This is a genomic window from Actinoplanes sp. NPDC089786 (assembly GCF_040684855.1).
Classification (GTDB): Bacteria; Actinomycetota; Actinomycetes; order Mycobacteriales; family Micromonosporaceae; genus Actinoplanes.
In genome coordinates, this window is sequence record NZ_JBFBGU010000034.1 from 1 (window position 1) to 25,369 (window position 25,369).

Annotated in this window: 20 protein-coding genes; 13 read left to right on the forward strand and 7 right to left on the reverse strand. The window is 70.3% G+C overall.

The window, feature by feature from the left end; translation table 11 throughout:
• From AB0O15_RS44150 to AB0O15_RS44170, 5 genes are all read right to left on the reverse strand, one after another.
• On the reverse strand, positions 1 to 1,996 hold a 1,996-nt coding region (locus tag AB0O15_RS44150), incomplete at its 3' end, for an alpha-L-arabinofuranosidase C-terminal domain-containing protein (protein ID WP_364332837.1).
• A gap of 177 nt (positions 1,997 to 2,173) precedes the next feature.
• Positions 2,174 to 3,022 carry a serine protease gene (locus AB0O15_RS44155; protein ID WP_364332840.1) on the reverse strand — a complete coding sequence of 283 codons (849 nt, stop codon included), beginning with the start codon at positions 3,020 to 3,022 and terminating at the stop codon, positions 2,174 to 2,176.
• A 99-nt stretch (positions 3,023 to 3,121) separates the two neighbouring features.
• Positions 3,122 to 3,418 carry a MoaD/ThiS family protein gene (locus AB0O15_RS44160; RefSeq protein ID WP_364332843.1) on the reverse strand — a complete coding sequence of 99 codons (297 nt, stop codon included), beginning with the start codon at positions 3,416 to 3,418 and terminating at the stop codon, positions 3,122 to 3,124.
• Positions 3,415 to 4,530, reverse strand: a complete 1,116-nt coding sequence (locus AB0O15_RS44165) for an exo-alpha-sialidase (RefSeq protein WP_364332845.1) — start codon at positions 4,528 to 4,530, stop codon at positions 3,415 to 3,417. Before AB0O15_RS44165 ends, AB0O15_RS44160 begins: the two co-directional genes overlap by 4 nt.
• A gap of 114 nt (positions 4,531 to 4,644) precedes the next feature.
• Entirely contained in the window at positions 4,645 to 5,583 is a 939-nt protein-coding gene (locus tag AB0O15_RS44170) for a LysR family transcriptional regulator (protein WP_364332848.1), read from the reverse strand.
• 32 nt (positions 5,584 to 5,615) lie between these two features.
• On the opposite strand from AB0O15_RS44170, the gene AB0O15_RS44175 reads away from it, so the two are divergent.
• The 11 genes from AB0O15_RS44175 (at position 5,616) to AB0O15_RS44225 (ending at position 20,643) form a co-directional block, all read left to right on the forward strand.
• Positions 5,616 to 6,878 (forward strand): MFS transporter, encoded by a 1,263-nt coding sequence (locus AB0O15_RS44175; RefSeq protein ID WP_364332851.1) that lies wholly within the window; start codon positions 5,616 to 5,618, stop codon positions 6,876 to 6,878.
• 211 nt (positions 6,879 to 7,089) lie between these two features.
• Positions 7,090 to 8,316 (forward strand): formyl-CoA transferase, encoded by a 1,227-nt coding sequence (gene frc / locus AB0O15_RS44180; protein ID WP_364332854.1) that lies wholly within the window; start codon positions 7,090 to 7,092, stop codon positions 8,314 to 8,316.
• A gap of 10 nt (positions 8,317 to 8,326) precedes the next feature.
• Positions 8,327 to 10,459 (forward strand): acetate--CoA ligase family protein, encoded by a 2,133-nt coding sequence (locus AB0O15_RS44185; protein WP_364332857.1) that lies wholly within the window; start codon positions 8,327 to 8,329, stop codon positions 10,457 to 10,459.
• Positions 10,460 to 10,701: 242 nt separating this feature from the next.
• Positions 10,702 to 12,069, forward strand: coding sequence for an OFA family MFS transporter (locus AB0O15_RS44190; protein WP_364332860.1), 1,368 nt, complete (start codon positions 10,702 to 10,704; stop codon positions 12,067 to 12,069).
• Between the two features lie 107 nt (positions 12,070 to 12,176).
• The gene (locus AB0O15_RS44195) at positions 12,177 to 13,172 is read left to right on the forward strand and encodes a 2-dehydropantoate 2-reductase (RefSeq protein WP_364332863.1); all 996 of its coding nucleotides are present in this window, start codon (positions 12,177 to 12,179) and stop codon (positions 13,170 to 13,172) included.
• Positions 13,169 to 13,663 carry an NAD(P)H-dependent oxidoreductase subunit E gene (locus AB0O15_RS44200; RefSeq protein WP_364332866.1) on the forward strand — a complete coding sequence of 165 codons (495 nt, stop codon included), beginning with the start codon at positions 13,169 to 13,171 and terminating at the stop codon, positions 13,661 to 13,663. Before AB0O15_RS44195 ends, AB0O15_RS44200 begins: the two co-directional genes overlap by 4 nt.
• Positions 13,660 to 15,141: an NADH-ubiquinone oxidoreductase-F iron-sulfur binding region domain-containing protein gene (locus AB0O15_RS44205; RefSeq protein ID WP_364332869.1), complete on the forward strand. Its 1,482-nt coding sequence runs from the start codon at positions 13,660 to 13,662 to the stop codon at positions 15,139 to 15,141. Before AB0O15_RS44200 ends, AB0O15_RS44205 begins: the two co-directional genes overlap by 4 nt.
• Positions 15,138 to 17,948 carry a formate dehydrogenase subunit alpha gene (gene fdhF / locus AB0O15_RS44210; RefSeq protein WP_364332872.1) on the forward strand — a complete coding sequence of 937 codons (2,811 nt, stop codon included), beginning with the start codon at positions 15,138 to 15,140 and terminating at the stop codon, positions 17,946 to 17,948. Before AB0O15_RS44205 ends, fdhF begins: the two co-directional genes overlap by 4 nt.
• Before the next feature lies 1 nt (position 17,949).
• Positions 17,950 to 18,159 (forward strand): formate dehydrogenase subunit delta, encoded by a 210-nt coding sequence (locus tag AB0O15_RS44215; protein WP_364332875.1) that lies wholly within the window; start codon positions 17,950 to 17,952, stop codon positions 18,157 to 18,159.
• Between the two features lie 86 nt (positions 18,160 to 18,245).
• On the forward strand, positions 18,246 to 19,775 hold the full coding sequence (locus AB0O15_RS44220; RefSeq protein ID WP_364332878.1) for an aldehyde dehydrogenase family protein: 1,530 nt from the start codon (positions 18,246 to 18,248) through the stop codon (positions 19,773 to 19,775).
• A gap of 178 nt (positions 19,776 to 19,953) precedes the next feature.
• Entirely contained in the window at positions 19,954 to 20,643 is a 690-nt protein-coding gene (locus AB0O15_RS44225; protein WP_364332881.1) for a GntR family transcriptional regulator, read from the forward strand.
• A gap of 22 nt (positions 20,644 to 20,665) precedes the next feature.
• Here the strand turns inward: AB0O15_RS44225 and AB0O15_RS44230 are convergent, their stop codons facing one another.
• Positions 20,666 to 22,375, reverse strand: a complete 1,710-nt coding sequence (locus AB0O15_RS44230) for a thiamine pyrophosphate-binding protein (protein ID WP_364332884.1) — start codon at positions 22,373 to 22,375, stop codon at positions 20,666 to 20,668.
• 113 nt (positions 22,376 to 22,488) lie between these two features.
• On the opposite strand from AB0O15_RS44230, the gene sucC reads away from it, so the two are divergent.
• Both sucC and sucD read left to right on the forward strand, forming a co-directional pair.
• Positions 22,489 to 23,583: an ADP-forming succinate--CoA ligase subunit beta gene (gene sucC, locus AB0O15_RS44235; protein WP_364332886.1), complete on the forward strand. Its 1,095-nt coding sequence runs from the start codon at positions 22,489 to 22,491 to the stop codon at positions 23,581 to 23,583.
• 2 nt (positions 23,584 to 23,585) lie between these two features.
• Complete coding sequence (gene sucD / locus AB0O15_RS44240) at positions 23,586 to 24,470, forward strand: succinate--CoA ligase subunit alpha (protein ID WP_364332889.1); 885 nt, start codon at positions 23,586 to 23,588, stop codon at positions 24,468 to 24,470.
• A gap of 53 nt (positions 24,471 to 24,523) precedes the next feature.
• On the opposite strand, the gene AB0O15_RS44245 is transcribed toward sucD, so the two are convergent.
• A complete protein-coding gene (locus AB0O15_RS44245; RefSeq protein WP_364332892.1) occupies positions 24,524 to 25,339 on the reverse strand; it encodes a siderophore-interacting protein in 816 nt (271 codons plus the stop codon).
• Positions 25,340 to 25,369 lie beyond the last annotated feature (30 nt).

Here is a 25,369-nt window from a genome sequence, read left to right on the forward strand (position 1 = left end):
ACCAGTACCAGTTGTCGACGTCCTTGAGCCCGAACGCGACCAGGAAGCCCTCGTTGCCGGCGGTCTTGGTCGCGGTCAGCGTCAGGTCGTAGTTCGAGGGCAGCGTCGGACCACCCTTGACCAGCGTGTTCTCGGCGGCGGGGTCGGTCTGTGCGTACGCGCCGTCGATGACCGACCAGGTGCCGCGCCCGGTCAGCGGGGTCCAGTCGCCGGCCCCGGCCGAGAAGTCGTCGGCGAACAGCACCGTGCCGTCGGGGGCGGTGACCCGCACGTCGTCGTAGCGGGCCGCGGTCGCCCACGTGGACAGGCCGATGCTGCCGGTGATCGGCTGCGGTTCGATGACCTTGCCGGTGGCTCGGCTCGGCACCACCCGCTGCCCGACGTTGTTCATGAACAGCTTCTGCACCTCGTAGCTGGTCGAGCCCCACGAGTCGTCGTTGTCGAACCAGATCATGTCCGGCGTCCACTGCGTGTTGTCCACACTGGCCAGCAGCGGCGCGTATGACGCCAGCCGGACCACGTCGGCGTTGCGTTCCAGGCCGGTCATGTACGCCGCCTCGCTGAGCGCGTTGAACCAGCGGTTGTTCTGTGACGCGTACTCACCGAGGAAGACCTTCGGGCCATTCCGGTCGTACGAGTCATAGCGCCTGTTGTTCTGCAGGAACCAGGCGGGACTGTTGTAGTAGTGCTCATCCACGAGAGGAACGTCGGCCGCCCGGTTCAGTGCCCACAGCCGGTCGAAGGTGACACCCTGGTCGTCCGGCCCGCTGTTGCCGATGACGGTGATCGACGGGTACGCCGCCTCGATGGCCGCGCGGAACCGCTGGAAGTTCGCGAAGTACTCCTCCGGCAGGTTCTCCTCGTTGCCCACGGCCAGATGCGTCAGCCCGAACGGCCGTGGGTGACCCATCCGCGCACGCAGCGAACCCCACGTCGACGTCTTGGGCCCGTTGGCGAACTCGATCAGGTCGAGCGTGTCCTGGATGTGCCGCCGCAGCAGCGCCTCGTCGTCGGTGGCCCGGTTCTGCCCGCAGCCGGTGACCAGGGCCGGCACGACCGGCAGCGGCATCGCCCCGATGTCCTCGCTGAACTGGAAGTACTCGTAGTAGCCGAGCCCGTAGCTCTGGTTGTAGCCCCAGAAGTTGGCGTTGGTGGCCCGCGTCTCGACCGGCCCGACGGTGTCCTTCCACTGGTAGGAGCGGGCCCGCGGGAAGCCGTTCGCCGCGTCGTACGCGTCCATGGTGCCGGTGTTGACCAGGCAGCCGCCCGGGAACCGCACGAACGACGGCCGCAGGTCGGCGACCTTCTGCGCGAGGTCGGCGCGCAGCCCGTTGGGCCGGCCGTGGAAGGTGTCCCGCGGGAACAGCGAGATCATGTCGAGCCGCAGCGTCCCGGCGCCGCCGGCGGCGACGGTCAGCCGTCCCGCGTCGGTGTCGCGTGTGGCCCGGAGGACGCCCGCGTACCGGGTCCAGGCGTCGCCCGTGACTGTCGGGGTCAGGGGCTTGGCCAGCGCGCGCCCGGCGGCGTCGTGCAGTGTCACGGTCAGCGGCGTCCCGCCGGCGGCGTCGCTGCGCGCCCACACCGAGAAGTCGTACCGCTCACCCGCGTGCACGGCCATCCCGCCGGCGAACCCGCCGTTGGTGACCGCGGCCGGCCCTTCCACCCTGAGGTACGTGCGGTTCCGCTCGTTCAACCGCTGGTCGTCGTCGACCGCGGCGACCGGGCCGGCCGTCGTCCACCCGGTCGTGGCGGTGTACGACGCGTTGTCCACCGGCCGGAACTCGAACGACCGGTTCCGCACCAGCTCGGCGTAGAGCCCGCCGTCCGCCGCCGAGTTGATGTCCTCGAAGAACACGCCGTACATCGAATCGGCGATCTCCGGCCCGCCCGCGCCGTCCTCGACGGTGATCGTGTAGTCGGCCGCGGCGGCAGCCGGCACGACCAGAAAACTGGACGCCGCCAGCAGTCCGGCAACTGTTCGGGAGAGGACAGACATGGCCGGACCCTAACGCCGAAACGCCGAGATCATGGATGTACGTCAATGTGAGGTCGGGAACGCGCGCTCTCGATTTCCGAACGCGCCAGGGAAAGGGTTCCGAACGCGCCAGGGGAACGTGTCGCCACGCGCCCCTGGCGCTCGCCGTACCCGGCTAGTAACCGAAGCAGTACCCGGCTAGGAGCCGAAGCCGGCCACCCACTTGCCGAGCTTCTTGTTGCTCAGCTGGGTGTAGACGCCGGGCCGCCCGGTCGCGGCGCACCCGTAACCCCAGCTGACAATGCCGAGCTGGATGTACTTCGGCTGCGTGCCGGGCACCTTGACGAACAGCGGGCCGCCGCTGTCGCCCTGGCACGAGTCCTTGCCGGCGCGGCCGGCGCAGATCTCGGTCGCCCGCTTGAGGTTCGGATAGGAGACCTTGCACTCGTCATCGGAGACGATCGGCACGGTCACCTCCTGCAGGCGGTCCGGCGCGTACTCGCCGGGACCCCCACCGCCGGGGCCGTCCGGGTCGAGGATGGTGCTGCCCCACCCGGCCGTGATGACGTTGCTGCCCGGGCGCTCGACCGCGTCCGTGCCGGGGGTGACGAGCTGGATCGGCGTGATGCCCGTGACGGAGCCGTCCAGGAACACCAGGGCCGCGTCGGCCTTGTCGTAGACCGAGATGCCGCCGACGCCGAACACCTGGCCGTCGTCCGCGGACTGGGAGGTGCGACCGACGACGATGCGCAGCTCCGGCGCGCCCTCCTCGGACAGCCAGTCCACGCAGTGGGCCGCAGTGAGCACCGCGCCGCGGGCGTCGATCAGCGTTCCACCACATCCGTGCTGCCAGGTCTCTTCGCCGGCCCATTTGAACTGCAGCGAAGCCATGAACGGGTACTTACCGTCGGGCACGTCGTCGCCGCCGATGATCTGCGTGGTCGGAGGCTTCGGCGGGTCGGCCGCCTGAGCCGCACCGCCCGGCCAGGCGGCCGTGACGGCCACCGCCATGGCGACGACCGCCACCATTGCTCGTACGTTGCGCATCCAATCGTTCCCTTCACCCATGTACCGGTGCCATTGACTGGTATCGACTGCTTACGCGTATCGATGTGAAGGGACGGTTAAGTCTTGCCCGAATGGACCTCAGCCGCCGGCCATGGCGCCGACGATCAGGTACGGCTCCTCCCCGGTCGCGACCGCCTGGGGCAGTTCGGCGTCCGGGTCCTCATGGGACAGATCCTCCTCGCAGGCGAAGAAGCGCACCAGCGGCCGCCGCTTGCCGGTGCGCCGGTCGCGCATCGTCCCGACCAGCATGGGGAAGCGCGCCTCGACCGCGTCGAGGACCGAACCTTGGGTGACCGGGCCGTCGACCTCCACCGACACCTCGCCACGGACGCCGGCGAGCGTGCGCAGGTGGGTGGGGAGCACGACCCGGATCATGGCAGGACCTGGGCCTCGACCGACAGCACCGGGGGCAGGTCGCGGACGATCGGGGCCCACGTGTCGCCGCTGTCGGAGGAGCCGTAGACCTGGCCGCCCGACGTGCCGAAGTAGATGCCGCAGTCGTCCAGGGTGTCCACGGCCATCGCGTCGCGGAGCACGTTGACGTAGCAGTGCTGCTGGGGCAGCCCCGCGGTCAGCGGCTCCCAGGTGTCGCCGCCGGTGCGGCTGCGGTAGACGCGCAGCTTGCCGTCGGGGACGTAGTGCTCGGAGTCGCTGGTGATCGGGACGACGTAGATCGTCTCGGGCTCGTGGGCGTGCACCGCGATCGGGAAGCCGAAGTCGGTCGGCAGGTTGCCGCTGACCTCGCGCCACTGCCCGCCGGCGTCGTCGGTGCGCAGGACGTCCCAGTGCTTCTGCATGAACAGGGTCTGCGGCCGGGTCGGGTGTTGCGCCAGGCGGTGCACGCAGTGGCCGACCTCGGCGTCCTCGTCGGGGATGCCGGCGCTGCGCAGGCCCCGGTTGATCGGCAGCCACGACTGGCCGCCGTCGTCGGTGCGGAAGGCGCCGGCCGCCGAGATGGCCACGAACATGCGCTGCGGGTCGGCCGGGTCGAGGATGATCGTGTGCAGGCAGAGGCCGCCGGCGCCGGGCTGCCACTGCGGGCCGGTCGGGTGGTTGCGCAGCGCGGTCAGCTCGGTCCATTCGCGCCCGCCGTCGGTGGAGCGGTAGAGCGCGGCGTCCTCGCCGCCGGCGTACACGGTGTCGGGGTCGGTGCGGGACGGCTCGAGGTGCCAGATGCGCTTGAACTCCCACTTGCGGGGCGTCCCGTCGTACCAGAGGTGTTCGCCCACCTCGCCGTGGTAGCCGAAGTCGTTGCCCACCGCCTCCCACGATCGGCCGCCGTCGTCGGATCGGTGGATGACCTGGCCGAACCATCCGCCGGAGGCGGACGCCCAGAGCCGGTCGGGGTCGGCCGGCGACCCGGCCACGTGGTAGATCTCCCACCCGCCGAAGAACGGTCCTTCGACCGTCCAGTCCTTGCGGGCGCCGTCAGCAGTGAGGGTGAAGGCACCTTTCCGGGTGCCGACGAGCAGTCGGACGCGATTCATCTACGAGAGTCTGCCCGTCATGTGCGGTGAGCGCAGCAGTTCATCCATCCGGGTGGCGTCGAGCGGGGCGGCGTAGAGGTAGCAGCACCGTGAGCCGCGCGACCAGCTCGGGCGCTAACCGGCGAGGTGGGTGCGGAGCAGGCGTTGCAGGACGCCGCGTACGTCGGCGGTGGGGACGACGTCGAGGAGGGCCCGGACGATGTAGGGCTCGGGCTCCCGGTCGGCCACCGCCAGGCCGATGCGGGAGCCGCCGGAGCGGCCGGTCAACGGGACCACCCGCATGCCGTCGGGGACGCCGAAGGTGTGCAGCCACGCGTGCGCGATGACGCTCGACCAGCGCCGGGTCGCGATGTGGGCGTACAGCGCGTCGACGGTGTCGGTCTCGACGGCGGGGGTGGGCGCCGGGCCGTGCGCCGCGAACAGGCCGTCGATGATGCGACGGTTCCGCATGCGGGGGGTGAGGAGCACCAGGGGAAGCTTGGCGACCTCGGCCCACGACACCGACGGGCGGTCGGCCAGCGGGCCGAGGGCGGGGGTCAGCAGCAGGTAGCGCTCCTCGTAGAGGGGCACGGTCCGCATGCCGGACAGGGTCTCGTCGTCCAGATAGGTGAGGGCGACGTCCAGTTCGAAGCCGGCGAGCTGGGCCGCCACCTCGCGGGAGGCCAGCGAGGTCAGCGTGACGCGAACCTCGGGATGCCGGGTGCACAGGGGTGTGATCAGCAGGGACGCCGCGGTCAGGGCGGTGGGGATGGCGCCCAGCCGCAGGGTGCCGGTGAGCTCGCCGCGCATCGAGGCCAGGTCCTGGTGCAGGGCGGTGGCCCCGGCCAGGATGCGTCGCGCCCACAGCAGCACCCGCTCGCCCTCCGGGGTCAGCCCGGCGAAGCGGTGACCGCGCAGCACGATCTGCACGTCGAGCTCCCGCTCCAGTTTCCGGATGGCGGTGGAGAGTGAGGGCTGGGAGACGTGGCAGGCGGCGGCCGCGCGGGCGAAGTGGCGTTCACGGGCCAGCGCGACGAGATATTCGAGCTCTCTCAACAGCACCGTCTGTGACATACTGCATACAGTAGACCACCAGGAGGTGTCTCGTGTCACAGATATCGACCGACGTCTACGGACGTCGTTATCGGGTGGGCGAGTCGGACGTCGAGCTGCTGGGCCGCCCACGCGTCTGGATGAAACGGTCGGCCTGGGCGGTGATGGCCGCCGTGAGTCTGTTCCAGTACGGGTACGCCGCGGTGCTGCCGATGGTCGTCGAGCGGAACGGCTGGACCGTCCGGCACGCGCTGCTGGTCCTCGCGGTCTGGGTGTTCTGTCAGGCCGGTTCGGCCGCCCCGGCGGCCTGGCTCTATCGCCGGTCCGGCCGCAACCCGGAACTCCTGCTCCTCGTCGCGGCGGCGCTCTGTGCCGCCGGACTCGTCTCCCTGGCCCACCAGAACAGCGGTTTCGGGTACGCCGTCTACGGCGGCCTCGGCACCGGACTGGCCTACGTGGTCAGCCTCGGCGTGGTGACCGAGTGGTTCCCGGAACGGGCCGCGAGCGCCGCGGGCGCGGTCAGCGGCGCCTTCGGCTACGGCGCCCTGCCGTTCGTGCTGCTCGCGAGCCTGTTCCTCGACCACGGCACGATCCTGCTCGACGTCGCCGCCGTCGTGGTGGCCGGCGTGCTCGTGACGGCCGCCCTGCTGATCCGCCGCCCGCCGGCCCACTGGTGGCCGTCCCATCTCGATCCCCATCGCTGGGCGGTGGACCGCACCCTCAACGCCAGCATCCCCAACAACCGTCCGGCCCTCCGTCACTTCTCCTTCCGGGCCGCGATCCGCTGCGGGGTCCTTCCGATCCTGTTCGTGGTCGTGGTGCTCACCTCGGTCATGGCCTTCTTCGACATCGCCGTGCTGGCCACCCATGACTGGCCTGCGGTCTCGATCGCCGTCCTCGCGGTCGCGACCGGGCTGGGCCGGTGGGCGAGCAGCCGGCTGTCCGACCGGCTGGGCCGCCGGCAGACCCTGGCGCTGGCCCTGTGGATCGGCGCCCTGGCCCAGTTCGCCCTGCTCGCGGCGGTGCAGAGCCAGGCCCCGGTGGCCGTCGCGATCAGCGGCGCGATCGCGGGGGCCGGCACCGGCGCGGGCTATTCGCTGCTCATCGGCCTGGTCCGGGACTGGTTCGGGGACGAGGCCACCCTGTCCAACTACGGCGTCGTCTACACCGGCAAGGCGGTGGGCGGCGTGCTCGGCATCATGCTCGCGACCGGTCAGTGGGCCTGGGGAGCGGCCGGCTGCCTCGGCCTGGTTGGTGCCCTGTTGGCCTATCGTCTGCGCCAGCCCGGCCGCCCGATGCTCACCCTGCCCCGCTGAACCGGGCCAGCAGATAGCCGCTGGCCTGCGACAACGCGGCCATTCAGCTCTTCTATCGATGTCTTTCCAGCACGCTCTGGACACACCACTGTTGCATGCGACAACATACTGACTACGAAATACGGTATGCAATCCAACCACTACAGAGATCCGTCGTTGGAGCACCGCATTCGTCTCCGCGACCCGTTCAGCGTCGTACAGGAGGATCACGATGACAAAGGCACTCGAGGGCGTCCGAGTTCTCGACATGACACACGTCCAGTCCGGACCGTCGGCGACGCAACTGCTCGCCTGGCTCGGCGCGGACGTGATCAAGCTGGAAGCCCCCGGCCACGGCGACATCACCCGGAGCCAGCTCCGCGACCGGCCGGACGTGGACAGCCTCTATTTCACGATGCTCAACTGCAACAAGCGCAGTATCACGCTGAACATGAAGAATGACCAGGGCAAAGAGGTCTTCACGAAGCTGTTGTCCGAGGTGGACGTGCTCGTGGAGAACTTCGGCCCCGGCGTGGTCGACCGCTTCGGCTTCCCCTGGGAACGGCTGCAGGAGATCAACCCCGGGCTGGTGTACGCGTCGATAAAGGGTTTCGGCCCCGGCCGGTACGCGGGCTTCAAGGCGTACGAGGTGGTCGCCCAGGCCATGGGCGGCGCGATGAGCACCACCGGGTTCGAGGACGGGCCACCGACCGCGACCGGCGCCCAGATCGGCGACTCGGGCACCGGCATCCACCTGGTCGCCGGCATCCTGGCCGCGCTGCTGCACCGCACCCGCTCGGGCCGGGGGCAGCGGGTGCAGGTGGCGATGCAGGACGCGGTGCTCAACCTGTGCCGGGTCAAGCTGCGCGACCAGCAGCGGCTGGAGCACGGCCCGCTGGGCGAGTACCCGAACGAGAACTTCGGCGACGAGGTGCCGCGCTCGGGCAACGCGTCCGGCGGCGGGCAGCCGGGCTGGGCGGTCCGGTGCGCGCCGGGCGGTCCCAACGACTACATCTACGTGATCATCCAGCCCACCGGCTGGGCGCCGATCGCCGAGCTGATCGGCCGCCCCGAGCTGGCCGGCGATCCCGAGTGGAACACCCCGAAGGCGCGGCTGGACAAGCTGGACAAGGCGTTCCAGCTGATCGAGGAGTGGACCTCCAAGCACACCAAGTGGGCGGTGATGGAGGAGTTGAACGCGCACAACATCCCCTGCGGCCCGGTGCTGTCGACCCGCGAGCTGATCGAGGACGACACCCTGCGGACGCTCGGCTCGGTGGTCTCGGTCGAGCACCCGGAACGCGGCACGTTCAAGACGGTGGGCTGCCCGATCAAGCTCTCCGACTCGCCCGTGGACATCGAACGATCGCCGCTGCTGGGCGAGCACACCGACGAGATCCTCGCGGAGATCGGCTTCGAAGGCCGGGCCGCCGAACTGCGCGCCGCCGGCGCCATCTAGGGGAGGCCCGATGAACAAGAGCAAGGTGCAGGAGATCCTCGACCAGGTCGCGGCGGACGGCCGTTCGGCGCTGACCGCGCCGGAGGGACGAGCGGTGGCCGAGGCGTACGGGATCAGCACTCCCGCCGAAGGCCTGGCCACCAGCCCGGACGAGGCCGAGAAGCTGGCCCAGGCGATCGGCTTCCCGGTCGTCATGAAGATCGTGTCGCCCGACGTGCTGCACAAGACCGAGGCCGGCGGCGTGATCGTCGGGGTCGGCAGCCTGCCCGAGGTGGGCTGGGCGTTCGAGAAGATCCTGACGTCGGTCCGCGCGCACGTGCCCGGCGCCGACGTGCGTGGCGTGCAGATCCAGAAGCAGCTCGGCGGGGGCCACGAGGTCATCATCGGCGCGGTCACCGACCCCAGCTTCGGCAAGATCGTCGCCTTCGGGCTGGGCGGCGTGCTGGTCGAGGTGCTCAAGGACGTCACGTTCCGGCTGGCGCCGGTGACGCCGGAGACCGCGGCGTCGATGCTCGACGGCATCGCCGCGGCCGAGATCCTCAAGGGCGTACGCGGATCCGAACCGGCGAACCGCGAGCTGCTCATCGACCTGATCGTGCGGGTGTCGCAACTGGTGACCGACTTCCCGCAGCTGGCCGAGGTCGATCTGAACCCGGTGCTCGCCACCGGTGACTCGGCGATCGCGGTGGACGTACGCATCCTGGTCGACGAGGCCGCGGCCGAACGGCCGGAGACCTTCACCACCGAGCAGATCCTCGCCGCGATGAACCGCATCATGAAGCCGGCCGCGGTCGCCGTGATCGGCGCCTCCGCGGAGGCCGGCAAGATCGGCAACTCGGTGATGAAGAACCTGGTCAACGGCGGGTACGCCGGCCAGATCTTCCCGATCAACCCGAAGGCCGACGAGATCCTCGGCCTCAAGGCGGTCAAGTCGATCACCGACGTGCCGGGCGACGTGGACGTGGCGGTGTTCGCGATCCCGGCCAAGTTCGTCCCGCAGGCGCTGGACGAGGCCGGCGCCAAGGGGGTGGCCGGCGCGATCCTGATCCCGTCCGGCTTCGCCGAGACCGGCAACCAGGAGTTGCAGGACGAGGTGCTGGCCATCGCCCGGCGGCACGGCGTACGGATCCTCGGGCCGAACATCTACGGCTACTACTACACGCCGGAGAATCTGTCGGCGACGTTCTGCACCCCGTACGACGTACGCGGGGGAGTGGCCCTGTCGTCGCAGTCCGGCGGCATCGGCATGGCGATCCTCGGCTTCAGCCGCTCGGCCGGCATGGGTGTGTCGGCCATCGTGGGCGTCGGCAACAAGGCCGACATCGACGAGGACGACCTGCTCACCTTCTTCGAGCAGGACGACAACACCAACCTGATCGCGATGCACCTCGAGGACCTCAAGGACGGCCGGGCGTTCGCCGAGGTGGCCAAGCGGGTCTCGGCCACGAAGCCGGTCGTGGTGCTCAAGGCCGGCCGCACCGACCAGGGCGCCAAGGCGGCGGGCTCACACACCGGCGCGCTGGCCGGCAACGACAAGGTCTACGACGACATCCTGCGCGAGAGCGGCGTGATCCGGGCGCCGGGTCTCAACGACCTGCTCGAGTACGCCCGGGGCGTGCCGTTGCTGCCCACGCCGGCCGGCGAGAACGTCGTCATCATCACCGGCGCCGGCGGGTCGGGCGTGCTGCTGTCGGACGCCTGTGTCGACAACGGCCTGAACCTGATGGCGATCCCGCCGGACCTCGACACCGCCTTCCGGGCCTACATCCCGCCGTTCGGCGCGGCCGGCAACCCGGTCGACATCACCGGCGGCGAACCACCGTCCACCTACCGCAACACGATCGCGCTGGGACTTTCCGACGAGCGGGTGCACGCCCTGATCCTCGGTTACTGGCACACGATCGTGACCCCGCCGATGACCTTTGCCGAATTGGTCGTCGACGTGGTCGAGGAGTTCCGCGCCAAGGGAATTCACAAGCCCGTCGTCGCCAGCCTTTCCGGTGACGTCGAGGTGGAGGAGGCGAGCGAACACCTCTATCGCCACGGGATTGTCGCTTATCCGTACGACACGGAGAAGCCGGTCGCGGTCCTCGGCGCGAAATATCGCTGGGCCCGCGCCGCGGGATTGATCACACCCGCATAACCACACACGTCTGGCGGCCCGCACAAAGGCGGGCCGCCAGACCGGAAAGAAAGCGAGCTGCCGCCCCACGCGCCAACGTCGAACGGCAGCTCAAGGAAGCACAGTCAGGTCTGGACCTACATCGTCGCAGACCACCTGTCTCTGTCCTTCAAGGAGGTCCAGTCATGGTCTCGACACCAGACCGTCCACCTGCCGAAAAGTCTAACTCGAATACCGGATCCGGCAACGCGACAAACACCACAGTGAACGGTTACCGGGAGATCATCGACGGCAACGGCCGGCTGTATCGTCTCGGTGAGTCCGATCGTGAGTTGATGGGCCGGTCCCGCCGCTGGATGGTCTTCCTGCCGTGGGCCGCGATGATGGCGATCAGCTCGTCCGAGTACGCGTTCACCTCGGCCGAGGACACCCTCTCCGAGGCGCACGGCTGGCACGGCGCCCACATCTTCTGGCTCCTCGGCGTGTGGGTGTTCTTCCAGGCGGCGATCGCTTTCCCGACCGGGAAACTGCGCGAGAGCGGCCGCCTCTCGGCCCGGGCCGCGATGATGTGCGGTGCGGCCGGCACGATTCTCGGCTACCTCGCCCTGGCGTACGCGCCGAATGTGCTCGTGGCCTATCTCGGCTTCTCGGTCTTCGGCGGTCTCGGCGCCGGCATGGTCTATGCCACCTGCGTCAACATGGTCGGAAAGTGGTACCCGGAACGGCGGGGTGGCAAGACCGGTTTCGTCAACGGCGGCTTCGCGTACGGGTCGGTGCCGTTCATCTTCATCTTCACCAACTACATGGACGTCGGGAACTACGGCCCGTTGCTGGTGGCGGTCGGCATCTTCCTGGCCCTGGCCGTGGCGATCTCCGGCTTCTTCTTCCGGGACCCGCCGAAGAACTGGTGGCCCGAGCACGTCGACCCGCTCCGGGTGGCCGACGACCCGCGGGTGCGGCGTTCGCTGTCGAAGAACCCGCCGGCGGTCAAGCAATACCTTCCGCGCGAAGCCGCGCGTACCCCCGTGCTCTATCTGATGTGGTTCTGCCTGCTGATGACGGCCGGCGTGAACATCTTCGGCATCGCGTTCCAGGTGCCGTTCGGCAAGGAGATGGGCTTCGCCGGCGGCATCGTGGCGCTGGCGATGAGCCTCAAGGCCGTGGTCAACGGCACCGGCCGCGGCGTGATCGGCTGGATCTCCGACCGGTACGGCCGCCGCCAGACGCTGACCATCGTCTGCTGGGTGCTGGGCCTGGCCCAGTTCGCCGTCTTCCTCTCCGGCTCGATCGGCAACATGCCGCTGTTCCTGCTGGCGTCGATGATCTCCGGCTTCGGTGGCGGCGCGATCTTCCCGCTGTTCGCGGCGATGACCGCGGACTTCTTCGGGGAGAACAACAACGCCTCCAACTACGGCATGGTCTACAGCTCCAAGCTGGTCTCCGGTCTGGTCGGCTCGGGTCTGGGCGCGGTGGTCGTGGCGGCCTGGGGCTACGGCGGCGCGTTCCTGCTGGCCGGCTGCATCGGCCTGGTCACCGGCGTGCTGTCGTTCTCGCTCAAGCAGCCCGGCCGGCCCGGCGGGCTGGGGCCCGAGGCCGACGCGGTCCCGATGACCCGCGCCACCGTGGGTTAGCCCGACCTCGATCCCGAGCGGCCGGACTGCCGGGGCCCTGGTGGTCCGGCCGCTTGTTCCATCCCGACACCATACTGTATACAGAAGACACAACGAGAGGAGACGGCGTGCGGATCGCGATTCTCGGCGCCGGTGCCATCGGCGCGTATGTCGGCGCCGCGCTGCACCGGGCCGGCGTGGAGGTCCACCTGATCGCCCGCGGCCCGCACCTCGCGGCCATCCGGCGCGACGGCGTCCAGGTGCGCAGCCCGAGGGGCGACTTCACCGCCCGTGCCCGGGCCACCGACGACCCCCACGAGGTGGGCCCGGTCGACTTCGTCTTCCTCGGGCTCAAGGCGCACGCCTACGCGTCGGCCGGCGCCCTGGTCGCGCCGCTGCTCGGCCCGCGCACGGCGATCGTGGCGGCGCAGAACGGCATCCCGTGGTGGTACTTCCACGGGCTCACCGGCCACCCGCTCGAGGACCGCCGCATCGAGTCGGTCGACCCGGGCGGCGCCACCACCGCCGTCCTGCCGGTGGACCGGGCGATCGGCTGCGTCGTCTACTGCTCGACCGAGATCGAGAGCCCCGGCGTGATCCGTCACCTGGAGGGCACCCGCTTCTCGATCGGCGAGCCCGACCGTACCCGCTCCGACCGGTGCCTGAGCTTCGCCGAGGCGATGGTCGCGGGCGGGCTGAAGTGCCCGGTCGAGACGAACATCCGCGACGACATCTGGATCAAGCTGATGGGCAACGTCGCGTTCAACCCGCTCAGCGCGCTGACCCGGGCCACCCTGGCCGACATGTGCGGCCATCCGGGGGCTCGCGACCTGGTCGCCGGGATGATGCGGGAGACCGTCGCGGTGGCCACCGCGGCCGGCTGCGCGCCGTCGATCTCGATCGAACGGCGCATCGACGGCGCGGCCAAGGTGGGCCACCACAAGACATCGACGTTGCAGGACCTCGAGGCCGGCAAGGAGCTGGAACTCGAGGCCATCATCGGCGCGGTGGTCGAGCTGGCCGACATGACCGGCGTCCCGGCGCCCACGCTGCGCAACGTCTACGCCGCGGTGGATCTGCTCGCTCGCACGGTCACCGGCCCGTCCCCGGTGGGTGCGCGATGAACCTGCTGTCGGAGGTGCCCATGCCCGAGCCGGACCGTCCCCGCCGCAAACGTCGCGAGGCCGCCGCGCCGAGCCCGGCCTCGTTGGTCGACCCGGCGATCGCGGCGCCCGTGCGAGCCGCCGTGGCCGCCTGCCGCGAGCAGCGGGGCAACCTGATCCCGATCCTGCACGAGATCCAGCGAACCCTCGGGCACGTGCCCGACGACGCGGTGCCGGTGCTGGCCGAGGAGCTCAACCTCTCCCGGGCCGAGGTGCACGGCGTGATCACCTTCTACCACGACTTCCGCTCGATGCCGGCGGTCGGCCACCAGGTGCGGGTGTGCCGCGGCGAGGCCTGCCAGGCGGTCGGCGCCGAGGCGCTGTTCGCCTCGGTGCCCGGTGCCGAGCAGGTGTTCTGTCTGGGCAACTGCGCGCTCGGCCCGTCGGCTCAGGTCGACGGCCGGCTGTACGGCCGGATGGACGCGGCCCGGCTGCGGGGGATGCTCTCATGACCACGGTCTACGTCCCGCGCGACTCGGCCGCCCGCTCGGTCGGCGCCGACCAGGTGGCCGCCGCCTTCGAGGCGGCCGGCCCATCCGTGACCGTGGTGCGTAACGGATCGCGCGGCATGCTCTGGCTCGAACCCCTGGTCGAGGTCGGCACCCCGGCCGGGCGGGTGGGTTACGGCTCGGTTGCCCCGGCCGACGTGCCGACGATCCTGGCCGGGGAGGCGGAATCCATCGGCGTGGTCGACGAGTTCCCCTGGCTGGCCTCGCAACAGCGGGTGACGTTCGCCCGGATGGGCCGCACCGACCCGCTGTCGCTGGACGACTATCTGGCCCACGGCGGCATGGCCGGGCTGCGCAAGGCGCGCACGATGACGCCGGCCGAGGTGGTCGCCGAGGTGACCGAGTCGGGGCTGCGCGGCCGGGGCGGCGCCGGGTTCCCGGCCGGCATCAAGTGGAAGACCGTGCTGGAGTGCGCGGGTGACCTGAAGTTCATCTGCTGCAACGCCGACGAGGGCGACAGCGGCACGTACGCCGACCGGATGGTCCTCGAAGGTGACCCGTTCATGCTGATCGAAGGCATGGCGATCGCGGCGTACGCGGTGGGCGCGGCCGAGGGCTACATCTACATCCGCTCGGAGTATCCGGACGGCATCGCGACGATGCTCTCCGCGATCCGGATCGCCGCGGAAGAAGGCTGGCTCGACGGCTTCCGGCTGGAGGTTCGCGTCGGCGGCGGCGCGTACATCTGCGGTGAGGAGACCTCGATGCTGGAGAGCCTGGAGGGCAAGCGGGGCATGGTCCGGGCCAAGCCGCCGATCCCGGCGTTCGAGGGGCTCTTCGGCCGGCCCACCGTGATCAACAACGTGCTGACCCTGGCCACCGTGCCGACCATCCTGGCCAACGGCGCCGCCGCCTATCAGGAGCTGGGCGTCGAGAGGTCGCGGGGCACGCAGGTGTTCCAGCTCGGCGGGAACATCGCCCGCGGCGGCATCGTCGAGACCGCGTTCGGCATCACGCTGGGCGAGCTGGTCGAGGGCTACGGCGGGGGTACGCGCAGCGGCCGCCCGGTCCGCGCGGTGCAGGTCGGCGGGCCGCTCGGGGCGTACCTTCCGGCCTCGCGGTTCGGCCTGCCGATGGACTACGAGGCGTTCGCCAAGGCCGGCGCCATGGTCGGGCACGGCGGCATCGTGGTCTTCGACGCCTCGGTGGACATGGCGGCCCAGGCCCGGTTCGCCTTCGAGTTCTGCGCCGCCGAGTCGTGCGGCAAATGCACGCCCTGCCGGGTCGGCGCGGTCCGCGGCGTCGAGGTGATCGACCGCATCCGCACCGGCGTCGACCGCGACGAGAACCTGGCCGTGCTCGAAGACCTGTGCGAGCTGATGACCGACGGCTCGCTGTGCGCGATGGGCGGGCTCACCCCGATGCCCGTACGCAGCGCGTTGACCCACTTCCCGGACGACTTCGAGGCGAGGCGGCCATGACCCTGCTCAAGGAACCCGACCACGGAACTCCCCGGCGCCCGGGGCCGGCGACGATCACCGTGGAGGTCGACGGCCTGCCCGTCACCGTGCCCGAGGGCACCTCGGTGATGCGCGCGGCGTCGCAGGCCGGCATCCCCATCCCCAAGCTCTGCGCGACCGACAGCCTGGAGGCCTTCGGGTCGTGCCGATTGTGCGTGGTCGAGATCGACGGCCGCCGCGGCACCCCGGCCTCGTGCACCACGCCGGTGACCCAGGGCATGCGGGTCAGCACCGAGACGCCCAGGCTCCAGCGGCTGCGCCGGGGCGTCATGGAGCTCTACATCTCCGACCATCCGCTGGACTGCCTGACCTGCCCGGCCAACGGCGACTGCGAGCTGCAGGACATGGCCGGCGCGGTCGGCCTGCGTCAGGTCCGTTACGGGTACGACGGGGCCAACCACCTCGACGCGCCGACCGACAGCAGCAACCCGTACTTCGACTTCGACGCCTCCAAGTGCATCGCCTGCTCGCGCTGCGTCCGCGCGTGTGACGAGGTGCAGGGCACGTTCGCGCTGACCATCGAGGGCCGCGGCTTCGAGTCCAAGGTGTCGCCCGGCGCCGGCGGCTCGTTCATGGAGTCCGAGTGTGTCTCCTGCGGCTCGTGCGTGCAGGCTTGCCCGACCGCCACGCTGCAGGAGAAGTCGGTGGTCCAGCTCGGCATGCCGAACCGTACGGTGATCACCACCTGCGCGTACTGCGGTGTGGGGTGTTCCTTCAAGGCCGAGCTGCGCGGCGACGAACTGGTGCGGATGGTGCCGTACAAGGACGGCGGCGCGAACGAGGGCCACAGCTGCGTCAAGGGCCGCTTCGCGTTCGGCTACGCCAGCCACCCCGACCGGAGGCTCAAGCCGATGGTCCGGGACACCATCGACGACGAGTGGCGCGAGGTGGAATGGGACGAGGCCATCGGCACGGTCGCGAGCCGCCTGCGGGAGATCCAGCAGCGGCACGGCGCCGGGTCGATCGGCGCGATCTCGTCGTCGCGGTGCACCAACGAAGAGGTCTTCGTGGTGCAGAAGATGGTGCGTACGGCGTTCGGCAACAACAACATCGACACCTGCGCCCGGGTCTGCCACTCGCCGACCGGCTACGGCCTCAAGCAGACGTTCGGCGAATCGGCGGGTACGCAGGACTTCAAGTCGGTCGCCGAGGCCGACGTGATCGTGGTGATCGGCGCCAACCCGACCGACGGGCACCCGGTCTTCGCGTCCCGGATGAAGCGCCGTCTGCGGGAGGGCGCCCAGCTCATCGTCGTCGACCCGCGCCGGATCGACCTGGTCCGCTCGCCCCATATCGAGGCGGCGTACCACCTGCCGGTCCGTCCAGGCACCAATGTTGCTGTGGTCAACGCGATGTCCCATGTCGCGGTCACCGAGGGCCTGGTCGACCGGGCATTCGTCACCGAGCGCTGTGAGGACTTCGACTCCTGGGCCGCCTTCATCGCGCAGCCCGAGCACAGCCCCGAAGCGGTCGAGGTGATCACCGGCGTGCCCGCGGCCGACCTGCGCGCGGCCGCCCGGCTGTACGCGTCGGCCGGCAACGGCGCCATCTACTACGGGCTCGGCGTCACCGAGCACAGCCAGGGCTCCACGATGGTCATGGGGATGGCCAACCTGGCCATGGCCACCGGCAACATCGGCCGCGACGGCGTCGGCGTGAACCCGTTGCGCGGGCAGAACAACGTGCAGGGCTCCTGCGACATGGGCTCGTTCCCGCACGAGCTGCCCGGCTACCGGCACGTCTCCGACCAGGCCGTCCGCAGCGTCTTCGAGAACCTCTGGGGCCGTTCCCTGGAGAAGGAGCCCGGCCTGCGCATCCCGAACATGTTCGACGCCGCGGTCGACGGCAGCTTCCGCGGCCTGTTCGTGCACGGCGAGGACATCGCCCAGTCCGACCCCAACACCGCGCACGTCACCGCCGCGCTCCGGTCGATGGAGCTGGTCGTCGTGCAGGACCTGTTCCTCAACGAGACGGCCAAGTTCGCCCATGTCTTCCTGCCCGGCGCCTCCTTCCTGGAGAAGGACGGCACGTTCACCAACGCCGAGCGGCGGATCAACCGGGTCCGGTCGGTGATGCCGCCACGCACCGGCAAGCACGAGTGGGAGATCATCTGCGACATCGCCACCGCGATGGGCTACCCGATGAGCTACACCCACCCGAGCGAGATCATGGCCGAGATCGCCTCGGTGACCCCGACCTTCACCGGCGTCTCCTTCGAGGTGCTCGACAAGCTGGGCAGCGTCCAGTGGCCGTGCAACGAGAACGCGCCGGCCGGCACCCCGGTCATGCACATCGGCGAGTTCGTCCGGGGCAAGGGCAAGTTCGTGCGGACCGAGTACGTGCCCACCGAGGAACGCACCACCCGCCGCTTCCCGCTGGTCCTGACCACCGGCCGGATCCTGAGTCAGTACAACGTCGGCGCGCAGACCCGCCGCACCGGCAACGTCGCCTGGCACCCCGAGGACGTGCTCGAGGTGCACCCACACGACGCCGAGGACCGCGGCATCATCGACGGCGACCTGGTCACGCTGGCCAGCCGGGTGGGCGAGACCACGTTGCACGTCCGCGTATCGGACCGGATGCCGGTCGGCGTCGTCTACACGACCTTCCACCACCCGGTCACCGGCGCCAACGTGGTCACCACCGAGAACTCCGACTGGGCCACCAACTGCCCCGAGTACAAGGTGACCGCCGTCCAGGTCGCCCTCGCCCAACCCCTGGTGCGCCATGCCACCGAAGAGACCTATCTCGTAGCGGGCCAAGCCTGAGATGGCCGGCACCGTCCCGGCGGAACAGCGGATGATCAACGACATCGCACGGCAGTTCCGCCACCTGCCACCCGGCGAGGCGGCCGAGGCCATCGCCTCGCACGTCCGCCGGTTCTGGGACCCGCGCATGCGGGCCCAATTGCGGGCGCTCGCCGATCAGGCGGCGCCCCTGGACCCGCTCGCCGTCGAGGCCGCTCGCCTCGTCGGCTGAGCTTCGCGCCCGGTGGTAGCCCAGAGCGGCATCCGACGCCCGGATGCCGTGCTGGGCTACCACTCGACCCCACTCGCGGGAGTGACATGCTGCTCAAGTCCGGAACTGACTGGCCCACCCTCTACGCGCGGTGCCGCCAGGTGGCGCCCCAAGCCTTCCTGCCCGACGGGCTCGCCAACTACTGGGGCGGGCTGTGGCGCGCCGGCGGCGCCACCACGCCGGGAGTGTCCCCGGTGGACGGCACCGAGATCGCCGGGGCGCCCGCTGTCGACCAGCTGACCGCCACGGCCGCCGTGCGGTCGGCGTACGACCAGCATCGAACCTGGGCCGACACCCCACTGAGCGAACGAAAAACGCGCGTGCTCGCCGCTCTCGACGCCCTGCGGGAGCATCGCGACCTGCTGTCCCTGCTGCTGGTCTGGGAGATCGGCAAACCGTGGCGGCTGGCCACGGCCGACGTCGACCGCTGCCTCGACGGCGTGCGCTGGTACGTCGACGAGATCGACGGCATGCTGGCCGGGCGCACGCCGCTGCCCGGGCCGGTGAGCAACATCGCCAGCTGGAACTACCCGATGAGCGTCCTGATGCACGCGATGCTGGTGCAGGTGCTGGCCGGCAACGCGGCGATCGGCAAGGCGCCCACCGACGGTGGGGTGAGCTGCCTGACCCTGGCCGTGGCGCTGGCCGCCCGCGAGGGACTGCCGCTCACGCTGATCAGCGGCAGCGGCGCGAAACTGTCGTCGGTGCTGGTCGGCGCGCCCGAGGTCGGCTGCGTGTCGTTCGTCGGCGGGCGCGACGTCGGCGGCCAGGTCGCGGCGCGGCTCCTCAGTACTGACAAGCCTCACGTGCTCGAGCAGGAGGGGCTCAACTGCTGGGGTGTGTGGGAGTTCAGCCAGTGGGAGCTGCTGTCCGGGTTGGTGCGCAAATCCTTCGAGTACGGGAAACAGCGCTGCACCGCCTACCCGCGCTACGTCGTGCAGCGCCGCCTCTTCGACGCGTTCCTGGCGGCGTACCTGCCGGCCGTGCGCGAGGTCCGCTTCGGCCACCCCCTGGCGGTCGCCGCGGCCGGCGACCCACTTCCCGACCTCGAGTACGGGCCCCTGATCAGCCACGCCAAGGCCAAGGAGCTGAACGACATCGTCGAGGTGGCGATCGCCCGCGGCGGCGTCCCGCTGCACCGTGGCTCGCTGTCCGACGGACGGTTCCTGCCCGGCCAGCCGACCGACGCCTACCTGCCGCCGGTGGCCATGCTGGCGCCGCCACGGTCGTCGCCGCTGCACCACGCCGAGCCGTTCGGCCCGGTCGACACGATCGTGCTGGTCGACACCGAGGCCGAGCTGCTGGCCGCGATGAACGCCTCGAACGGCTCGCTGGTGGCGTCGCTCGCCTGCGACGACGAGGCGCTGGCGGGGCGGCTCGCGGCCGACGTGCAGGCGTTCAAGGTGGGCATCAACCGGCCGCGGTCGCGGGGTGACCGGGACGAGGTGTTCGGCGGGCGCGGGGCGTCGTGGCGCGGGGCGTTCGTCGGCGGTTCGCTGCTCGTGCATTCGGTGACCTGCGGGGACGCTCCCCGGTACGGCAACTTCCCGTCCTATTCGAGCTATCCGTCGGTGTGACCCGTTGCCTATACGCGCTCAGAGCAGCTCTGAGCGCGTATAGGCAACACTCCGGCTCGGTGGCCCTGTCCGGAGTGCATCTGGGCGACTGTATGCTAAAACCATTGGCTGCCCGACCGCGGCCGCCGCCGGGCAGCGTCGCCGCGGCAAAGTCCATGCGAACGTCCCGGAGGACGCCATGCCCGACAGCACCACGCGGCGACCCCGCTCGGCGCGGCAGCCGCTGGAGCGGCCCGTGCCGCTGCGCCAGGCGGTCACCGACGTCATCTCCGACATGATCATCAACGGTGAGCTCCAGCCCGGCGAGCACCTCGTCGAGCAGGAGCTGGCCGCGCAGCTCGGGGTGAGCCGCCAGCCCGTCCGTGAGGCGTTGCAACGGCTGCACGCCGAGGGCTGGGTCGACCTGCGGCCGGCGCTGGGCGCGTTCGTGCACACCCCGACGCCCAAGGAGGCGGACGAGCTGCTCGGCGCGCGCTCGCTGCTGGAGGCCGAGTCGGCCCGGCTGGCCGCGGTGAACGCGACGCCCGAGACGGTCGAGCAGCTGTGGAAGCTCCAGGCCACCGGCGAGCAGGCGGTGGCCCAGGACGACGAGGCCGGCATGGTGGCCGCCAACGCCGCGCTGCACCAGCACATCCTCACGATGTCCGGCAACAAGATCATGGCCGAGCTGATCGGCATGGTCGACCGTCGGGTGCGGTGGTACTACCGGCCGATCGCGCGGGCCCGTGGCAAGGAGGCCTGGGACGAGCACCGTGAGCTGATCGAGACGATCGCGAGCGGGAACGGGCGCAAGGCCGGCGATCTGATGCGCAAGCACACCGAGCGGACCCGCAAGATCTACGAGCAGCGGGCGGAGACCACCTCGTAGTCCCCGCCCGCTCCACCGCGGACTACTTGTACATGGTCTGGTTCATGGTTCCCGGCGCGTAGGCGTCCGGATCGACCCAGACGTTGATCAGCGACGGCAGCCCCGACTCGCGGGCCCGTCGCAGCGCCGGCGCGATCTGGGCCGGGTCGCGCACCTCCTCGCCGTACCCCCCGAGCATCTCGGCGAACTTGTCGTAGTGCACGTCGCCCAGGGTGTTGCCGACCCGCTCGCGGGCCTCGCCGTACTTGCGCCTCTGGCCGTACCGGATTTGGTTCATCGACGAGTTGTTGCCGACCACGCCGACGAACGGCAGGCCGAAGCGCACCATCGTCTCGAAGTCCCAGCCGGTGAGGCTGAACGCGCCGTCGCCGAAGAGGCACACCACCTCACTGTCGGGGCGGGCGTACTTGGCCGCCATGGCGAACGGGATGCCGACGCCGAGCGTCCCCAGCGGGCCCGGGTCCATCCAGTGGCCCGGCGCCTTGGGCTGCACCACGCCGCCGGAGAACGTGACGATGTCGCCACCGTCGCCGATGAAGATCGAGTCCTCGGTGAGGAACTCGTTGATCTCGTGGGCGAGGCGCAGCGGGTGGATCGGGTCGGCGTCGGAGAGCTGGCGGGGGAGGCGCTTCTGGTACGCCGCGGTCTCCTCGGCGCGCAGCTCGTCGAACCAGGCCTGGCGGTTGCGCCGGTGGGACGCCTGGGTCACCGCGGCCAGGACGGCGCCCGGGTCACCGACGATCCCCAGGTCGATGTCGCGGTTCTTGCCGACCGTGCGGTAGTCCATGTCGATCTGGACGACCTTGGCCGTGGCCGGCAGCCGCCGGCCGTACCCCATCCGGAAGTCGAACGGGGTCCCCACGATGATGATCAGGTCGGCGTTGTTGAAGGCGTAACGCCGCGACAGGTGGAAGTGGTGCGGGTCGCCGGGCGGCAGCGTGCCCCGGGCGGCGCCGTTCATGTACGCCGGCACGTTGAGCTTGCGCACCATCTCGATCGCGGCGTCGGTGCCGCGGCCGGTCCACACCTGGGTGCCGAGCAGGATGGCCGGCTTCTCCGACCGTGCGATCAACCCCGCCAGCGCCTCGACGGCGGCCGGGTCGCCGGCGCTCTTGGTGCTCGCGCGATACCGGCCGGGTTCGGGGATCGTGCAGTCGGCCAGCTTGACCTCGGCGTCCAGCACGTCGCGCGGAATCTCCAGGAAGGACGGTCCGGGCGCGCCGTTGTAGCACTCGCGGAACGCCATCGAGACCATGTCGGCGCTGCGTGAGGTGTGTGGGACGGTCGCGGCGAACTTGGTGATCGGCTGCATCATGTCGACGTGTGGCAGGTCCTGGAGGGACCCCATCTTGTGCTGGCTCAGCGCGCCCTGGCCGCCGATCAGCAGCATCGGGCTCTCGGCGCGGAAGGCGTTGGCCACGCCGGTGACCGCGTCGGTGGTGCCCGGCCCGGCGGTCACCACGGCCACGCCGGGTTTGCCGGTGATCCGCGCGTAGCCGTCGGCCGCGTGGGCGGCGACCTGCTCATGGCGTACGTCGACCACCTCGATGCCCTCGTCGACGCAGCCGTCGTAGATGTCGATGATGTGCCCGCCGCAGAGCGTGAAGATGACATCCACGCCCTCGGCCTTGAGCGCCTTGGCGACCAGGTGCCCGCCGGAGATGGTGTCGGGATCCTCGCTGGGGCGGCGCAGGATCTTCTCCGTGGACGACTCGGTGGCGGTCTGTGTCATGGTGCCTGCCCTCCGAATTGAAGACTGCATACCGTATGCGACCATCCTGGCCGCTCTACTTTGGCTTGTCCAGCCTATGGTAGACCACATATTGCATACAGTATGCTCCGAGAATGGATCTGCTGGAGCACCAGGCAATGCGTCTGTTCGCCGCTCATCAGGTGCCGGTCCCGGCCGGCGAGGTCGCGGCCTCGCCCTCGGCGGCCGGTGCCATCGCCGCCCGGCTCGGCGGCGCCACCGTCATCAAGGCCCAGGTCAAGGTGGGTGGGCGTGGCAAGGCCGGAGGGGTCAGGCTCGCGGCCACGCCGTCGGCCGCCGTCGCTTGCGCGGCCGAGATTCTCGGCATGGAGATCAAGGGCCATCGGGTACGCGAGGTGCTGGTCGCCTCGGCCTCCGACATCGTCACCGAGTACTACCTCGCCTTCCTGATCGACCGGTCGGCGCGGGAGATCATCGCGATGTTCTCCGAATCCGGTGGCATGGACATCGAGCAGGTGCCCGCGTCGTCGATCGTCCGTACCCCCATCGATCCTGGGCTCGGGCCGCCGGCTGACGCTTTTCCCGCGGACGTCGCTCCGGTCGCCGCGAAGTTGTGGGACGTGTTCATCGCGTCGGATGCCACGCTGGTCGAGGTCAACCCGCTGATCGTCGATGCCGCGGGTCGGGTGCTCGCCGTCGACGGCAAGGTGACGCTGGACGACAACGCCTTCTTCCGCCAGGACTTCTCGGACATCTCGACATCCCCGGAAGATCCGTCGGAGGCGCGGGCCGCCTCGCTGGGCCTCAACTACGTCAAGCTCGACGGCACGGTCGGCATCATCGGCAACGGGGCCGGCCTGGTCATGTCGACGCTCGACGTGGTGGCCGGGGCGGGCGCGCGGCCCGCCAACTTCCTGGACATCGGGGGCGGGGCCGGCGCGCAGGTCATGGCCGACGCGCTTTCCGTCGTACTCGACGACCCGGCAGTGAAATCGCTCCTGGTGAACGTCTTCGGCGGCATCACCGCCTGCGACGCCGTCGCCAACGGCATCATCCAGGCGCTGGACCGGCTGGGCGACGCCGTGACCCGGCCGATCGTGGTGCGGCTGGACGGCAACAACGCGGCCGCCGGGCGGGCGATCCTGGCCGCCGCGGCCCATCCCATGGTCTCCCTGGTCGACACCATGGACGACGCGGCCGCTCGGGCCGCTGAGCTGGGAAAGGCGTAGTCATGGCGATCTGGCTGACCGAGAAATCCCGGGTCGTGGTGCAGGGCATGACCGGCGCCGAGGGCACCAAACACACCCGCCGGATGCTGGCCGCCGGCACCGATGTGGTGGGCGGGGTGAACCCACGCAAGGCCGGTACGTCGTTCCAGGTCAAGGACACGTCCTTGCCGGTCTTCGCCTCGGTGGGTGAGGCAATGAAGGAAACCGGTGCGGACGTGTCCGTCATCTTCGTACCGCCGGCTCATCTGAAATCGGCTCTCGTCGAGGCCGTGGAGGCCGAGATCCCGCTCGCCGTGGTGGTCACCGAGGGCGTGCCGGTGCTCGACACCGCCGCCGCGTGGTCCCGTGCACGTGACAGCCGCACCCGGATCATCGGCCCGAACTGCCCCGGCCTGATCAGCCCCGGCCGCGCCAACGCCGGCATCATCCCGGCCGACATCACCGGCCCCGGCCGCATCGGCCTGGTGTCCAAATCGGGCACGCTGACCTACCAGCTGATGCACGAACTCCGCGACATCGGCTTCTCCACCTGCGTCGGAATCGGCGGCGACCCGATCATCGGCACCACCCACATCGACTGCCTGGCCGCCTTCGAGAACGACCCCGACACCGACGCGATCATCCTGGTCGGCGAGATCGGCGGCGACGCCGAGGAACGGGCCGCGTCGTACATCGCCTCGCACGTCACCAAGCCGGTGGTGGGCTACATCGCCGGCTTCACCGCCCCGCCCGGCAAGACCATGGGTCACGCGGGCGCGATCATCTCCGGCTCCTCGGGTACGGCCACCGCCAAGGCCGCGGCGCTGGAGGCGGCCGGCGTCCAGGTCGGCCGGACCCCTACCGAGACGGCGTCGTTGCTGCGTGCGGTTCGGCCACGAACTCCCTGAGCCGTGGCTCCGGCGACCCGGTCCACGGCCCGGCGGGCATCCGGCCCTGCCGGTCAGCCGGGGCTGGAGCGGCCGAGGCGCCAGTAGCCGAAGAAGGCGATGTCGGACTTGGCGACGCCGCGGTCGTTGACCAGGTGGCGGCGGACGCCGGTCGCGAGCTTGGACTCGCCGGCCACCCAGGTGTAGAAGCGGCCCGGTGGCAGGTCGGCCTCCTGGACCGTGGCCAAGGCCAGCGCGCCCGGCCGGGCGGGACCGTCGGGGCGGGGGAGCCAGTGGATGCGGGCGCCGGGCGGGGCGGTCACCGAGGGGCGGATGTCGGCCGCCGACGGGACCTCGAGGAACACCTCGGCCACCAGGGAGTCGGGGGCATGCTCCAGGATGGACAGGATCGCCGGGAGGGCGGTCTCCTCGCCGACCAGCAGGTGCCACTCGGCCTCGGCCGGGGGCAGGTAGGAGATGCCCATGTCGAAGAGGCCGGCGGGGTCGCCGGGGCGGGCCCGGGTGGCCCACGCGGCGGCGGGAGCATCGCCGTGCAGGGCGAACTCGATGTCGACCTCGCGCAAGGCGGGGCGGGCGCGGCGGATCGTGTAGTTGCGTACCCAGGGGCGCACGGTTTTGGGCAGCAGCAGGACTTGAGCCATCCAGGCCTCGTTGTTGAGGGTCGGCATGCGTAGCGTGGGCTGACCGGACCGGGGGAAGAACAGCCGCACGGTCTGGTCGAAGCCCAGCGGCAGGAAGTGTTCCAGCTCAGGCCCGCCGAGGGTGATGGTGCGGAAGGCGGGGCTGGTCTGTTCGACCCGGCGCACCGTCGAGGTGATCATTCTTCGGGCCGTCGGCCATTGCACCTTCGGCAGGATGTCCCAGCTCATGACATTATTGTGAGCAATTACTCGCCTTCT